General features: G+C 33.2%; 13 protein-coding genes and 1 pseudogene. 3 read left to right on the top strand and 11 right to left on the bottom strand.

Annotation, left to right across the window (positions count from 1 at the left end):
• Positions 1 to 301 precede the first annotated feature (301 nt).
• Positions 302 to 1246, bottom strand: a complete 945-nt coding sequence (gene corA, locus V7056_RS17560; protein WP_499703698.1) for a magnesium/cobalt transporter CorA — start codon at positions 1244 to 1246, stop codon at positions 302 to 304.
• A gap of 156 nt (positions 1247 to 1402) precedes the next feature.
• Here corA and V7056_RS17555 point away from each other — a divergent pair, with 156 nt between their 5' ends.
• Positions 1403 to 2560, top strand: coding sequence for an aminotransferase A (locus tag V7056_RS17555; RefSeq protein WP_499703697.1), 1158 nt, complete (start codon positions 1403 to 1405; stop codon positions 2558 to 2560).
• 303 nt (positions 2561 to 2863) lie between these two features.
• Here V7056_RS17555 and V7056_RS17550 read toward each other — a convergent pair whose 3' ends face one another.
• Together V7056_RS17550 and V7056_RS17545 are read right to left on the bottom strand one after the other, a co-directional pair.
• Positions 2864 to 3313 (bottom strand): RDD family protein, encoded by a 450-nt coding sequence (locus tag V7056_RS17550; protein ID WP_499703696.1) that lies wholly within the window; start codon positions 3311 to 3313, stop codon positions 2864 to 2866.
• A gap of 23 nt (positions 3314 to 3336) precedes the next feature.
• Positions 3337 to 4233: pseudogene (locus tag V7056_RS17545) on the bottom strand (NAD(P)-dependent oxidoreductase); the annotation flags it as partial.
• A gap of 258 nt (positions 4234 to 4491) precedes the next feature.
• Here V7056_RS17545 and V7056_RS17540 point away from each other — a divergent pair.
• A complete protein-coding gene (locus V7056_RS17540) occupies positions 4492 to 5106 on the top strand; it encodes a nitroreductase family protein (RefSeq protein ID WP_499703695.1) in 615 nt (204 codons plus the stop codon).
• Positions 5107 to 5218: 112 nt separating this feature from the next.
• Here V7056_RS17540 and ptsP read toward each other — a convergent pair whose 3' ends face one another.
• The 4 genes from ptsP to glcT form a co-directional block, all read right to left on the bottom strand.
• Positions 5219 to 6928, bottom strand: coding sequence for a phosphoenolpyruvate--protein phosphotransferase (gene ptsP, locus V7056_RS17535; protein ID WP_499703694.1), 1710 nt, complete (start codon positions 6926 to 6928; stop codon positions 5219 to 5221).
• On the bottom strand, positions 6928 to 7191 hold the full coding sequence (locus tag V7056_RS17530; protein WP_499703693.1) for a phosphocarrier protein HPr: 264 nt from the start codon (positions 7189 to 7191) through the stop codon (positions 6928 to 6930). The genes ptsP and V7056_RS17530 overlap by 1 nt, the downstream gene beginning before the upstream one ends.
• Positions 7192 to 7324: 133 nt before the next feature.
• Positions 7325 to 9373 (bottom strand): glucose-specific PTS transporter subunit IIBC, encoded by a 2049-nt coding sequence (ptsG, locus tag V7056_RS17525; RefSeq protein WP_499703692.1) that lies wholly within the window; start codon positions 9371 to 9373, stop codon positions 7325 to 7327.
• 224 nt (positions 9374 to 9597) lie between these two features.
• Positions 9598 to 10449 (bottom strand): glucose PTS transporter transcription antiterminator GlcT, encoded by an 852-nt coding sequence (glcT, locus tag V7056_RS17520; protein WP_499703691.1) that lies wholly within the window; start codon positions 10447 to 10449, stop codon positions 9598 to 9600.
• 188 nt (positions 10450 to 10637) lie between these two features.
• Here glcT and V7056_RS17515 point away from each other — a divergent pair, with 188 nt between their 5' ends.
• The gene (locus V7056_RS17515; RefSeq protein WP_499703690.1) at positions 10638 to 11420 is read left to right on the top strand and encodes a Cof-type HAD-IIB family hydrolase; all 783 of its coding nucleotides are present in this window, start codon (positions 10638 to 10640) and stop codon (positions 11418 to 11420) included.
• A 39-nt stretch (positions 11421 to 11459) separates the two neighbouring features.
• On the opposite strand, the gene V7056_RS17510 is transcribed toward V7056_RS17515, so the two are convergent.
• The 4 genes from V7056_RS17510 to V7056_RS17495 form a co-directional block, all read right to left on the bottom strand.
• Positions 11460 to 12209: a GntR family transcriptional regulator gene (locus tag V7056_RS17510; RefSeq protein ID WP_499703689.1), complete on the bottom strand. Its 750-nt coding sequence runs from the start codon at positions 12207 to 12209 to the stop codon at positions 11460 to 11462.
• Complete coding sequence (gene nagB / locus V7056_RS17505) at positions 12194 to 12907, bottom strand: glucosamine-6-phosphate deaminase (protein WP_499703688.1); 714 nt, start codon at positions 12905 to 12907, stop codon at positions 12194 to 12196. The genes V7056_RS17510 and nagB overlap by 16 nt, the downstream gene beginning before the upstream one ends.
• On the bottom strand, positions 12908 to 14041 hold the full coding sequence (gene nagA, locus V7056_RS17500) for an N-acetylglucosamine-6-phosphate deacetylase (protein WP_499703687.1): 1134 nt from the start codon (positions 14039 to 14041) through the stop codon (positions 12908 to 12910).
• Positions 14042 to 14514: 473 nt separating this feature from the next.
• The coding region (locus V7056_RS17495; protein WP_499703686.1) for a ComEC/Rec2 family competence protein at positions 14515 to 15237 on the bottom strand (723 nt) is incomplete at its 5' end.

The raw sequence follows: 15237 nt of genomic DNA, 5'->3' as shown, positions 1-15237 counted from the left end.
GGATAATAATCCAACTAGTAATCTATTTTGTTTCGGACTAGTATTGTGATATCTACTTAACCAAAACATTTCATATAAAAAGACCGGAATGATGATGATTGCAAATTGAATTAATAAATCTTTTAATTGCAGCATGTTCCGTGACCTCCATAAGCCTTCTTTCAACAAATTATATCATAGTTATTTAATCTTCTAATTATTAATACAAATAATTCAAAAAAAGATTTCTACATAGAATGCCACATTCCTACAAAGAATCCTAAAATATAAGAAAAGTCGCCAAGTATCTCCACTCGGCGACTTAAAACCAACCTTTTCTTTTAAAAAATATGTACATTAGTAAAGTCACGAATCCCATAATCACTAATACAAATAAATATCCATATTTCCAAGTCAGTTCAGGCATAAAATGGAAATTCATTCCGTATAAACCAACAATAAATGTTAATGGTAAGAAGAATGAAGAAATGATTGTAAGAGTCTTCATAATTCCATTCATTTTTTCTGAGCTTAGTGAAAAGTAGCTTTCACGAATATCGGATGCTAAATCACGGTTTGCCTCAATCATATCAGATAGTTTCATTAAATGATCATGAATATCCTCAAAATAAATACGATGTTCTGAAATATCTTTAAAACGGTTTGAATTTAATATTCGGTATAATAAATCTCTTGTTGGTAAAATTGTTCTTCTTAGTTTGGATAAATCTGTTCGAATATCATATAATCGTTCAACTGCATTATGTACTTGTTTCTTCATTTGATCGACTTCTAAATCGGCTAACTCATCTTCTAACCGATACATTAGCGGAAAGTAACTATCTACTAATTCATCAATTATACGATGTGTCAAATGCAATGGACTTTTTGATGCTCTGCGATCTGTATGTACACTTTCTAAGACTTGAGAAATGATTGGACTTCTATGCATATGAAATGTGACAACGAAATGATCACTAACAAATATGTCAATTTCAGTTTCTTCTAAGTCCAACTTTTGTAATTCATGTAAAATTAAAAAATGATATCCTTCATAATAATCTAGCTTCGGTCTTTGAACGTACTCTAAACAATCTTCAATTGCCAGTTGATGAAATTTAAATTCAGTTGTTAGTAATTGAATCTCTTCTTGCGTTGGCTCGTTCATATCCACCCAAAACCAGGTATACTTGGAAGACTTAGCTTCTTCTAGTGAAATATTAAGTTCTATTACTTTATTTTTATTCATTCCGATAATTTGTAGCATTAGTAAGCACCTTCTTTTAACGAATAAATCAAACGACATAATTATATAAACAGACATACTTTTAAACATTATATGGTAAAATGAAGGAAATTTCATTGATATTATCAATCGCATGATTTATTTTAATATAAAACAATATGAGTAGAGGGATTTAATATGAAAAGTTTTATTAACGATAATGTAAAGCAAATACAAATCTCTGGTATTAGAAAATTTGCCCAACTAATTGAAAAATATGAAAATGTCATACCATTAACATTAGGTCAACCTGATTTTCAAACACCTGAGCCTATCAAACAAGCGGCTATCGAAGCCATTTCGTCTAATCAAACAGTTTATACACCAAACGCTGGTTTACCTGTACTTAGAGAAGCTGCTTCAAATTATGTTCAGCAAAAATATGGGCTAACATATGATGCATCCAGTGAAGTCATCGTAACTGTTGGGGCAAGTCAAGCTCTTGATGTTGCATTTCGCACAATTTTAACCGAGGGCTGTGAAGTCATTTTACCAGCTCCGATCTATCCTGGGTATGCACCAATTATTACGACTTGTGGCGCAAAACCAGTATTTGTTGACACTTCAGATCATGAGTTTAAAATTACACCTGAACTTTTAGAACAATATATTAATAAAAATACTAGATGTATCGTTTTACCTTACCCAAATAATCCAACGGGTGTTACGTTGACAAAGGAAGAACTTGAAAATTTAGCAACCTATCTTTATAAAAAAGATATTTTCATTCTATCAGATGAAATTTATAGTGAACTGACATTTGATTCAGTACATCAATCAATTGCTAGTTTTCCTGGAATGCGAGATAAAACAATCGTTATAAATGGATTGAGTAAATCTCACTCTATGACCGGCTGGAGAATTGGATTTTTATTTGCACCTTCTTATTTAGCGCAGGAAATATTAAAGGTTCATCAATATAATGTATCATGCGCTACATCAATCTCTCAGTTTGCAGCAATTAGTGCTTTAACCGAGTGTATTGATTCCCCTATTGAAATGGCAAAGGAATATCAAAATAGAAGAGATTATATGTTAGATCGATTAGAACAAATGGGATTGCCTTGTATAAAGCCTGGTGGTGCATTTTATTTATTTCCATCAATTAAGGAATTTAATATTTCTTCCATGGAATTTGCATTAAAACTAGTAGAGCAGCAAAATTTAGCTGTAATACCTGGGGAAGCATTCTCTGAATATGGTGATTCGTTTATTCGTTTGTCATATGCATATTCAATGGAACAATTAAAACTAGCATGCGATCGTTTAGAGGCATTTATAACAACTTTAAGATGATGTTTATTCATAAAAAAAGAACGTGATTCTAATTGGAATCACGTTTTTTTTATCTCACTTCTAAAAGTTCTTTTCAATATGATTGTTGCTTTTTGGATTTAAAACGACAAAGACAAAAGTTGATTACAACGGAAAGTGCGAGACACCTGTAGGAGATGCGGTAAGGCCGAGACCCCCCACAGGGCATCGAGGAGGCTCAGCTCACGCCCCACGGAAACTGAGCATCTTGGAGTTGTAATCAACTAACGCATTCATAAATAGCCACATAGTATAAGAAACCAGTCTTTTTAAAAGATCAGCTCTTTATTTAGTTTGAATGACACTAGTTTTAAATAACAAGTCTTGGATGGTTTTATGGTCTCTTCTGAATAACATTAAATACACATTTACGAGTAATGGTATACCTAAAAATGCCACTGAGAACACAAAAATAAAAATGAAACGAAGTAGAAATATCATGATATTTGTTTCTTCGTAATTATCTTTAATCATTTTTATGCCCAAGAATCTTTGTCCAAATGTCATACCTTTATTAAACTTTGGAATAATTACTAACAAAACAATCAGTAACATCGCAATAATGAAAATATCAATTGTTGAATTTCCAGAAGTAGCGTTAAATCGATTTAAAATATTGGCCGGTTTCATTGTAATTAAGGCGATGATGATTCCATATAAAATAGAAACAATAAATGTATCTAAAATAAACGCACTTAATCTTTGATAAAACCTAGCCAGTTGAAAATTCTTCACTTGTAAACCTCAATTCGTAATAATTATTGAATATGATGTGATGGATCGTATAGCATGTACAATGCTTGAGTTCCTTTTTCATCAAGTCCTTTTTTAGAAAGTTCTTCATAGCAACTTTTAGCAAGTAAAAGTCCAGGAAGATTCAATTTCATTTTTTCTGCTTCATCAATTGCGATACCCATATCTTTTATAAAATGTTTAATATAAAAGCCTGGCTCAAAATCCCCTTTTAATACGCGAGGAGCTAAATTACTTAATGACCAGCTTCCTGCTGCACCTGTAGAAATACTACTTAATACTTTTTCACCATCTAACCCGGCAGCTTTTGAATAGGCTAGTGCTTCACATACACCGAGCATACCTGAAGCGATCGCGATTTGGTTACACATCTTAACATGCTGTCCGCTACCAGACTTACCTTGGTATACAATATTTTGTCCAAGTACGTTGAAAATGTGAATCATTTCATCAAATGTAGCTTTTTCACCACCAACCATGATCGCTAATTTAGCTTCTCTTGCTCCTAAATCCCCACCAGATACTGGAGCATCCAGTGACTTCATATCTCGTGAAACCGCTTCTTCTTCAATCTTTTTAGCTAATGTAGGAGTTGAAGTTGTAAAGTCGATTAACGTCGTTCCTGGCTTGGCAGATTGAATAAAACCATTTTCTCCAAAAACAACTTCTTCTAAATCTGCAGGGTATCCGACCATCGTACAAATAACATCGCAGTTAGGAGCTAATTCTTTAGGCGTTTCGTACCACTTTGCCCCTAATTCTATTAATTCCATTGCCTTTTCTTTTGTACGATTATAAATATGTAAAGTAGCTCCAGCATTGATTAAATGCTTTGCCATACTTTTTCCCATTACACCAATTCCAATAAAGCCAATATGAAGATCATTTAGTTTCATTTCATATCTCTCCTTTTTCTTTTCCTCTCATAAAACTAACATAAATTTAGTGAATACAAAAGCTGAAACACTTTAAAAAGTTGTCATCATTTTACAAAACTATTTAATGGTAAACTTTACTTAAGAAAATATAACGGTTTGGGTTTCAAATATAAATTCCAGAGTAATTCAGAGCATATTTGTTGACTCTAATATTGTAAGTCACTATATTAAATAAGTACATTTGACTACAACATACATAATGAATTTTGGAGGAAACCTTACATGAAAAATGAGCAATTCTTTGATATGATTCAAGAACGTAATTCTACTCGTGCATTCGATGGAACTACAGAAATTAGCAAGACTGAAATAACAGAACTATTAAATGCTGGAATGAAAGCACCATCTGCTTGGAATTTACAACATTGGAAATTCGTTGTATTCCACGGAGAAGAAGCTCAAGGTAAATTACTACCTGTTGCCTACCATCAAAATCAAATAAAAGATGCGTCATGTGTCATTGCAGTATTAGCAGATACAGAATCAGCAAAAAACGTTGATCCAGTTTTTGATCCAGCTGTTAAAGCAGGATATATGTCACAGGAAGCAAAAGATAAGTTAAAAGCAAATGTTATAAGCGCATACTCTACAGAGCAACGCAATCGTGAACAAGGTATTCTTAACTCATCTTTAGCTGGTATGCAATTAATTCTTGCTGCTACTGCTAAGGGTTGGAATACATGCGCAATCGGTGGATTTGACGAGAAAGCGTTTAAAGAAGCTTTCCTAGCTGATACTCGTTATATCCCAACAATGTTAATCGCAATCGGTAAAGAAAAAGTAGCCGGTCATCCAACGTCTCGATTCTCAGCAGAAGAAATGTCAATTTGGATTTAAGATGATAATCAAGGATTCTGTTCAAACAGAGTCCTTTTTTATTAAGTAGAAAATCAGCAAATTATCTAAAACATGCAAACAAAAAACAACAGGCTTCCCTGTTGTTTTTTAATTAAATTTCATTTACTAATTTGACAACTTCTTCTGCAGTTGACATTGATAATGCTTTTTCAGCTAATTTCTCCATGTCAGCTTTTGATAATTTTGCCATTTGGCTACGAGCTGGAAGAATTGAAGTTGCACTCATTGAGAATTCGTGCAAGCCAAGTCCAACTAATAATGGAATTGCAAGAGCATCTCCTGCCATCTCTCCACACATTCCTGCCCATTTTCCTTCTTTGTTTGCAGCATCAATTACCATTTTAACTAATCTTAAAATTGATGGATTATATGGTTGATATAAATATGAAACTTGTTCGTTCATACGGTCTGCAGCCATTGTATATTGGATTAAGTCGTTTGTTCCGATACTAAAGAAGTCTACTTCTTTTGCAAATACATCAGCTAATACAGCAGATGCAGGAATTTCTACCATCATACCAATCTCAATCGTCTCAGAAACTTTTACATTTTCAGCCATAAGCTTTTCTTTTTCTTCTATTAAAACAGCTTTTGCTGCTCTAAACTCATCAAGAGTAGCGATCATTGGGAACATGATCTTTAAGTTTCCATAAATACTTGCACGTAATAATGCACGTAATTGTGTACGGAAAATCTCTTTTTGATCTAAACATAAACGAATTGCACGATATCCAAGGAATGGATTCATTTCTTTTGGTAAGTGTAAGTAAGATAATTCCTTATCTCCACCGATATCTAATGTACGAACAACTACCGGTTTTTCACCCATACTTTCAAGAACTGTTTTATACGATTCGAACTGTTCTTCTTCGGTTGGGAAATTGTCTCGTCCCATATAAAGGAACTCAGTGCGATATAAACCTACACCTTCACCACCGTTATTGATTATACCTTCAACGTCGTTTGGTGTACCAATATTAGCAACTAGTTCTACATGATGTCCATCTTTTGTAACAGTTGGTTCGTTTTTCAATTTAGCCCATTCTTGCTTTTGAAGTTCAAATTTCTCTTTTTTCGCCTTATATTCTGCAAGTTCTTCTTCAGAAGGGTCAACAATCACTTGACCGTCTAAACCGTCAACGATTACCATCACACCATTCTCAATTTTGCTTGTTACTTCCTTCGTACCTACAACAGCAGGTATTTCAAGTGAACGAGCCATAATTGCAGAATGTGAAGTTCGTCCACCGATATCAGTTGTAAACCCTAAAGCATATTTGCGGTTTAATTGTGCTGTATCAGATGGTGTTAAATCTTCAGCTATAATAATTACTTCATCAGTAATATTCGCAGGATTCGAAATTGTAACACCAAGAATATGTGCCATTACACGTTTCGTTACATCACGGATATCTGCTGCGCGTTCCTTCATATATTCATTGTCCATGCTTTCAAACATTTGAACAAACATAGAAGCTACTTCATTCATTGCATATTCTGCATTAACATTTTCAGACTTAATTTTGTCTTTTACTGGGTTAACAAGTTCTGGGTCATTTAATACAAGGATGTGAGCAGAAAAAATTGCCGCTTTATCTTCACCAAGTTCAGCATTCGCATGATCACGAATTTTCTCTAATTCGGTATAAGAAATTTGAATTGCATGATCAAGACGTGAAATTTCAGCATCAACGTCTGAAATTTGCTTCTTCGTGATATTTAATTCAGGGTTTTCTAAGCGAAATGCTTTAGCAATCGCTATACCACTAGAAGCAGCGATTCCATTAATATGTAAAGACATTACTCGCCTAGGCCTTCTTTTTTCATTGTTTCTTCAATTGCAGCTAAAGCTTGATCAGCGTCTTCACCGTTTGCAGTAATTTTGATTTCAGTACCTTGTTGAATTCCTAAAGACATTACACCCATGATTGACTTTAAATTAACTGTTTTGCCATTGTACTCAAGATTGATATCTGAGTTAAATTTACCTGCAACATTTACTAATAATGTAGCTGGACGTGCATGAATTCCTGAATCTGCTGTTACTTTAAACGTTTTTTCCATTATATTAATCTCCTTTGTGATACATTTTACATTTTTGGTATAGACATTTGGTCTACTAAGAATATTTTATTAAAAGGGGTGCATAGTGTCAACTATACAACCCCTTTCAATTTGTTAACATTTTTCGATAATGTTACTTAATTTTGATGATTCCAACTTCACCTTTACCTTGCTTACCTGATTTTTCAATAACAACTTCTTGTCCTTCAGATAAATTCGTAAATACAACAGGTGTAATCGTTGATGGTGCATTCTCGCGAATAAAGTGTAAATCAATTTTTACTAATTGTTGACCTTTTGTAACCTTATCCCCTTGTGCAACAAGCACTTCGAAGCCTACACCATTTAATTTAACTGTATCGATACCAATGTGAATTAAGATTTCTTTTCCACCTTTTGAAAGAATACCGATCGCATGTTTAGTTGGGAATACATTTACAATTTCACCATCTACTGGAGAAACAACAGTACCTTCTGAAGGAATAATCGCAAAACCATCACCCATCATTTTTCCAGAAAATACCTGATCTGGTACTTCTGTAATTGGAATGATTTCTCCTTCAATTGGATTAATAATTTCTTCATCAGTTGATGGATTATTATTTGTTGCTACTTTATTATCTTCTTTCGTCACAACAGGTCTTTTTCCTGTCATAATATCTTTAATTTGTGTTTTTAACGTATCTGATTTCGGTCCGAAGATTGCTTGAATATTATTACCAACTTCAAGTACTCCTGCAGCACCTAATGCTTTCAGACGATCTTTATTTACTTCATCTTTTGCATTTACTTGAACACGCAAACGAGTAATACATGCATCTAATGAAGAGATATTATCTTTTCCACCTAAAGCTTGTAAAATTTCGTATGGTAATTCACTTGCAGGTGTATTATTTGTTGATTCTTCAGTTACAGCATCTTCACGACCTGGCGTTTTTAAATTCCATTTTCTGATTGCAAAACGGAAACCTAAGTAGTAAATGACTGCTAATACTAAACCAACGATGATTACCCACCACCAACCAGTTCTATTAGGTAGAACACCGAATAATAAGTAATCAATTAAACCACCTGAGAAAGTCATACCGATTTTAACATTTAAGATTTGCATGATCATGAATGATAGTCCAGCAAAGATAGCATGAATACCGAATAATACTGGTGCAACGAATAAGAATGAGAATTCGATTGGTTCTGTAATACCCGTTAAGAATGATGTTAATGCCGCTGATGCTAAAATACCACCAGCGATTTTTCTGTTTTCTGGTTTTGCTTCATGATACATTGCTAAAGCAGCAGCTGGTAAACCAAACATCATGAATGGGAATTTACCTACCATGAAAGTACCAGCAGTTAAATCTACACCATCTTTTAATTGAGCGAAGAAGATTTTTTGATCTCCGTGTACAACTAGACCTGCTTTATCTGTGTATGAACCAAACTCGAACCAGAATGGAGCATAGAAAATATGATGTAAACCAAATGGAATTAATGAACGTTCAATGACACCAAAAATGAATGCCGATAATGTTAAGTTCGCATCAATCATATTGTGTGAGAATGTGTTAAGACCGTGTTGAATTGGTGGCCAAATGAAACACATTAAAATACCGAGTAAAACTGAAAATGCTGCTGTAGCAATTGGTACAAAGCGCTTTCCAGCAAAGAATCCTAAGTATGATGGCAAATCGATTTCAAAGTATTTGTTATATGCCCAAGCAGCAAGAATACCAACAATAATACCGCCGAATACACCTGTTTGTAATGTAGGAATACCTAAAACGAATGCATAAGATGGATCATCAAATTTTGCAATATTTAAAGCCTTGTCTAAAACAATGTATTGTCCAACGTCTTTAAACACGCTCATTGTTTTATTCATAATCAAGAAACCTACAATAGCAGCTAAACCTGCTACGCCCTCACCACCAGCAAGTCCAACAGCAACCCCTACTGCAAATAATAGTGAAAGATTTCCGAAAATAATGTCACCTGATTGTTCCATAACTCTTGCAACTAATTGGAACCATGATGCATCTAAAAATGGTAAGTACTTTAATGTTTGCGGATTTTGAAATGCATTACCAAATGCAAGTAATAATCCGGCAGCTGGTAGAATTGCAACTGGTAACATTAATGCTTTACCAACTTTTTGTAAAACGCCAAAGATTTTCTTAAACATTGTGATCCTCCTTTTATCCAAAACAAAAAGGCATGAGATAGAAAAGTGATTGAAACATAATCTGGATATAGTTTCCCCTACCCTGATTAATTCATTCACATATTTTCTACTCATGCCTGATCGAATCAGTAACACGTATTATGTGTACTTTATTCAGTTATTTGTTATGATTTCGCTTTCATTATATCTACGTTCTAAAAATAAAACAAGCATAAAGTACTAATTTATTTTTTTATTTTACTTTGAACGAGTCTTTCTAAGTGTATTGTTAAATAAATTACTTCTGCTTCACTAGCTTTTTGAATTAAAGAACTTTCAATTGATTTAAGTATTTTCCATGCTAAATCATAGCATACCGGATATTCCTTTTTGAGAATTAAGGCGAGTGCTGGTGACTCATCTGAAGATTGCCCATGTGATATACGATCAATCAGAAAACGCAAATGACGGACTAATCTAGAATAATGAATACTATTTCGATCAATTTCAATTTTCAAATATTCTTCTATATACTTAACTAATTCTTTAATAATCTGCGAAAACTTATTTACATCTGATACGATTTCTTTGGATAAGTTACTTACGATATGTAGTGTAACAAAGCCAACTTCTTCAATTGGTAAATCTATATCTATTTCTTTATTGATTAATTCAATTACTTCTTCGGCAATTTTAAAATATTCAGGATACATTGCTTTTGTTTCTTGCAGGAATGGATTTTCAACAATATATCCCTCACGAATTCTTTTAATTGCATATATTAAATGGTCTGTTAATCCAATGTGAATTTGCTCATTCAACGTACTTCCTGTCTTCTCTGCAATAATATAAATAGCTTGTTGTAATGTACCAGCTAATTTTTCATCCATTATGCCAATTAACGATTTGTACTGTTTTTGTTTCTGTTCATCTTTTAAGATAAACATTTTCTCAACTACACCATCTAATATCTGATCGCCTTTTGCCTTATTAAAACCAATGCCTTTACCTAAAAGGATAACCTCTGGGTGGTCTGAATTTTTAGCAATAAGAACGTTATTATTTAAGACTTTTTTAATTGTATAGAACTCCGACATTTCTCTATACCACCCCCATTTTAAAAATTAGCTTTATTATCATAACACAATATAAGAAAAAATAGTTTAAAGAAAAATTGAGTTAAAAGAATAATTTTTATACAAAAAATATTCAAATGTTTTGCATCTTTAATATAGTAGGATAGAATATAAAAGTAAAAAATATAACAAGTAGGTGCTTAAAAACAATGATTAAATTATTTGTGAGTGATTTAGATGGTACAATGTTCCACCACGGAAAACTCTTTGAACATGATGTTGAGGCATTAAAAGATTTAGTGAATCAAGGTGTTATTCTTTGTTTTGCATCTGGTCGATTAGATTATGAAATCGTCGAGATCATGGAAAGACTAGAAGGGAATTTCCATAGAATCAGTATGAATGGAACTTATATTTATTCAAACGATGGTGAGGCATTATTAGATGCTACTTTCCATCCAACAGTTGTCGGTAAAATTTATGACATGATATCTTCGAATAAATTTTTAACGTATGTTGCTGATAACACTACATATTACATCGAAGAAAAAACGGATCTTGTTCATGAAATTGAAAAAAATTCAAGCATGAAAGCAGTTGAATTAAAAACATTAAAAGAAGAATTAGGCAATAGTATTACGCCTAAAAAATATGTAGTAATTGGCGAAGATGATGATTTACTTGAATTACAAGCTGACTTACAAACAGAACTTCCAGAATATATAACTTCATTTATTTCAGCAAAAAATTGTTTAGATATCGTTCCTGCAAATGTAAGTAAGGGTTCTGCAATTCAAATTTTAATTGATAAACTGAACATTAAACCAGAAGAAATTGCTTGTATCGGCGATTCTTATAATGATATTTCAATGTTTGAATTAACACCAAATAGCTTTGCAATGGAAAATGCTGATGATGCTGTAAAAAAACACGCTGCTTATGTTGTTCCTTCTGTTTCTGAAGCTGTAAAAATAGCAATTCAAATAAAATAATCATAACGAAAAAGGGTGCTCTTAAAAAGCACCCTTTTATTATGTTCTTTCGATATCTATTGTAAAGCGATAGCGGTCTGCTCGATAAATACAACTAACATATTCTAATGGGATGTCGCCATTGATATACGTAATTTGATGCAGTTCTAATGCAGGCGAATCTTCTGCTACTTCTAAGACACTCGCATCACTTTCTGACATTAACGAAGCTTTAATCCATTTTGTTGCCTTTTCAATTGAATAACCAAGTGAAACTTCAAAATATTCATATAAAGAATGATTAAGCACCTGCTCATCAATTCTATTAACTAAATTTTTGGGTATATATGTGGTTTCAATTGCAATTGGTTGATCATTCGCTAAGCGACATCTTTCTATTTTAAAGACTTCAGAACCAATATCAATTGATAAAACTTCAGCTAAATACTCGTCAGCTTCCATAGTTGAAAAACCTAATAATTGATTTGTAGGTGTTAAACCAATTGAAGATATATCTTCTGAAAAGCTTTTTAAAAACTTTAATGATTCCTCTACCTCAATACCATCCTTAACAGATACAAATGTTCCTATTCCGCGTTTACGACTGATTAATGATTCTTTAACTAGATTATTTAAAGCCTGTCTAATCGTCATCCTGCTAACATTTAGCATCTCACTTAATGCTTGCTCAGAAGGAATACGTTCACCAGGTAACCATTCCCCTGAGCTAATTTTTTTTTTTAGAAACTCTTGTATTTGAAAGTAAATCGGTAGTGGCGAATTTTTATCTAACATCATTTGTTTTCGCAAAGTGAGTATGCTTCTTCATCAACTACAACCGTTACATTATTATGTTTTTGAAGTGCAGTTGCTGGACAGCCTATATCTTCTTTTCCATGAAGCATCTCTTTTACTGCCTCTGCCTTTTTTATACCTGATGCAATTAAGACAACTTCTTTTGCACGAAGAATAGAACCAATTCCCATAGTTACAGCATGTGTTGGCACATCTTCTTCATTTTCAAAATAAATTTTGTTAGCATTTCGAGTGGATTCTGTCAGTTCAACGATATGTGTTGGCGTATTAAATGGCGTACCTGGTTCATTGAAACCAATGTGACCATTCTCACCTATACCTAATAACTGTAAGTCAACTGGATGTTTTTCAAGTAACTCTTCATATTGTTTACATGCCTCATCAAGGTCTTTTACATTTCCATCTGGTAAATGGTTCTCTTTAAAGTTTAAATGATTAAAAAGTTGTTCGGCCATATATGTGTGGTAGCTTGTTTGATCATCTTCTGCTAAGCCTACATATTCATCAAGGTTTACTGTCATGACATGTGAGACATTCGGTTCATTTTGACGGAATAATTCATAAATCCCAAGAGGTGATCCACCCGTTGCCAATCCTAATGTAAATTCCTGTTTCCCTTCAAAAGCTTTTACTATTTTTTCATATGCAACTTTTGCAATTTCTTCTGCATTTTTTACTACGATTACGTTCATTTATTTCACCTCATCCATAGATTTACCAAGTCTTGTTGTATCGATTACATCATATTTTGTTGTCATTTGAACAAAATCAGCATCTTTTCCTATCTCTAATGCTCCTTTGTTAACTAATCCAAATTCCTCAGCTTGATTAACCGATGTCATTTGAACTGCTTCTTCAGGGGTACAGCCTGTAAATTTCATTATATTTCTAAAAGCATCATCCATTTTTAAAATACTGCCTGCTAATGTTCCGTCAGCTAATCTTGCACTATTTTCCTTTACAAATACCGGCTGTCCACCTAATTCATACTCACCATCAGCTAAGCCCTTTGCTCTCATCGCATCTGTGATGACACTAATTTTTTTCGCACCTTTTAAACGGTAAGCAAGTTTAACCATATCCGGATGAATATGAATTCCATCTGGAATAACTTCCACCATTACCTGATCATCAAGTAAAACATGACCAACAGTACCGACTTCACGGTGATGCATCGGTCTCATTTGGTTATATAAATGTGTTGCATGTGTAATTTTTCTACCTTCAAAATCTGCCCCAATCGCATCAGAATGTCCGACTGTACCAATCACACTTGTTTTTTGGAGCTCTTGTTCTAACTCTTTTGCTCCTTCTACTTCAGGCGCATAAGTTACTAACTTTATGAGTCCACCTGCAGCGTCTTGCCACTTTTTAAATAAATTCACATCGGGATTTACAATATACTCAAGGGGTTGAGCACCTGCTCTTTTTTTATTTACAAAAGGTCCTTCTAAGTGTATATATTCAAAGTGACCACCAAGTTCTTTTGCCTCTTTTAAAGCACTTAAAGCATTTTCGATATTTGAATGAGATTGAGTCATTGTTGTTGGAAAAAAGGTCGTAACTCCTTCTTTCATCATTTCTTTACTCATCTTTACGATCGAACTAGGGTTTGCATCCATCGCATCTACATCATATGCACCATGGATGTGAATATCAATCATACCTGGAATTACGATTGTTCCAGATCCATCGACTATTTCTTCACCTTGCTCTACGAATTTTTCCATTTGATCAATACAAATTATTTTCTTCTCATACCGAATAAATCCATTTTCAATTACTTCTTTACCAGTATAAATCTTCACATTAATAATTGACTTCAAATCATTTCCTCCTCCTTTTCGAGGGATCTATATCATCGTTTGATTTAGAAAATAGTGTTTGCTTTTTCCTAAATCACATTCGGATTCGATATAGTTTGATTGATTACTTTCATACTTATATTTTATGATATATACACCTAGTTGTCTATACTACCTATCAAGTTTATATCGTAAATGTTAAATTAAGAATATTGTTGATATTTAATTCTAATTAATGAATAGTACTTTTTGTTTTTTTAATTTTATGACGGTAGTTAATTACATGACTCCTGTGGGAGATACGGGAAGGCTGAGACCCCGGAGGAGGCCCACAGGACGTGGGTCATGCATACGTTACGACAGGACGCCGTGTTTTTAGCATGCCTACCAATGGCTCAGCTCACGCACCGCGGAAAGGGAGCACCCTGTGGAGTTGGAATAAACTAACGCATGCTTAATAACAGACAAAAAAAGAAAAAGTATAAATTAAACCACTATGGATTCACTAATACTTCTTCTTTTTCAATATATAATTTTTTACCATTTGTTGATAATTCAATATCACCATAATCAACAGTGGCAAATTGTTTAATCCCTAAATGTTTTAATCGTTTCATGACAGATCGGTGAGGATGTCCAAATATGTTGAATTTATCATATGAAAGAATTGCGACAGATGGGTTTACTGCAAATAGAAATGATTCTGACGTTGACGTACGAGAACCATGATGTGGAATTTTTAGTACTTGTGCATCAATATTTTCATTTTTGATTAATCGTTTCTCGGCCTTACTTTCAATATCACCTGTTAATAATATTGAAATTTCATCATAAGCCACTTTTAAAACGATTGAACTATCATTATTTGTTCTTGATGGCTTACCACTGTTTAATACAGTCATATCAACATTAGGATCTAAATCTATTTTGTCATTTGTTTTAGCGATTTGTATCGGAATATTTTTTTGAAAAGCTTCTTTCTTATATAGATAATAAGAATGTGAATTATACTTTTTTCCACTATCTAAAATCGCTTTAATTTTTATTTGATTCATTACTTTTAATAAGCCACCAATATGATCAATATCAGGATGTGTACTGATTAACAAATCAATTCTGTCAATATGTAGCTTTTTTAATTTTTTTATAACTGCATTCCCATGTTCAACATCTCCACCATCAATCAGCACTGTTTTTCCATTAGGTAGATTCATAAA

Origin of the sequence: Bacillus sp. JJ664 (genome assembly GCF_036962205.1) — a bacterium.
GTDB lineage: Bacteria > Bacillota > Bacilli > Bacillales > Bacillaceae_G > Gottfriedia.
Note: the sequence above shows the minus strand (reverse complement) of the source record. Positions and strands in the feature narration are given on the sequence as shown.

Excerpts from the sequence above, each read along its gene's own strand:
- glcT (WP_499703691.1), bottom strand. The coding sequence starts at position 10,449 with ATGTCGGAGTTCTATACAATTAAAAAAGTCTTAAATAATAACGTTCTT.
- V7056_RS17555 (WP_499703697.1), top strand. The coding sequence starts at position 1,403 with ATGAAAAGTTTTATTAACGATAATGTAAAGCAAATACAAATCTCTGGT.
- ptsG (WP_499703692.1), bottom strand. The coding sequence starts at position 9,373 with ATGTTTAAGAAAATCTTTGGCGTTTTACAAAAAGTTGGTAAAGCATTA.
- V7056_RS17515 (WP_499703690.1), top strand. The coding sequence starts at position 10,638 with ATGATTAAATTATTTGTGAGTGATTTAGATGGTACAATGTTCCACCAC.
- ptsP (WP_499703694.1), bottom strand. The coding sequence starts at position 6,928 with ATGTCTTTACATATTAATGGAATCGCTGCTTCTAGTGGTATAGCGATT.
- corA (WP_499703698.1), bottom strand. The coding sequence starts at position 1,246 with ATGCTACAAATTATCGGAATGAATAAAAATAAAGTAATAGAACTTAAT.
- V7056_RS17540 (WP_499703695.1), top strand. The coding sequence starts at position 4,492 with ATGAAAAATGAGCAATTCTTTGATATGATTCAAGAACGTAATTCTACT.
- nagB (WP_499703688.1), bottom strand. The coding sequence starts at position 12,907 with ATGAACGTAATCGTAGTAAAAAATGCAGAAGAAATTGCAAAAGTTGCA.
- V7056_RS17530 (WP_499703693.1), bottom strand. The coding sequence starts at position 7,191 with ATGGAAAAAACGTTTAAAGTAACAGCAGATTCAGGAATTCATGCACGT.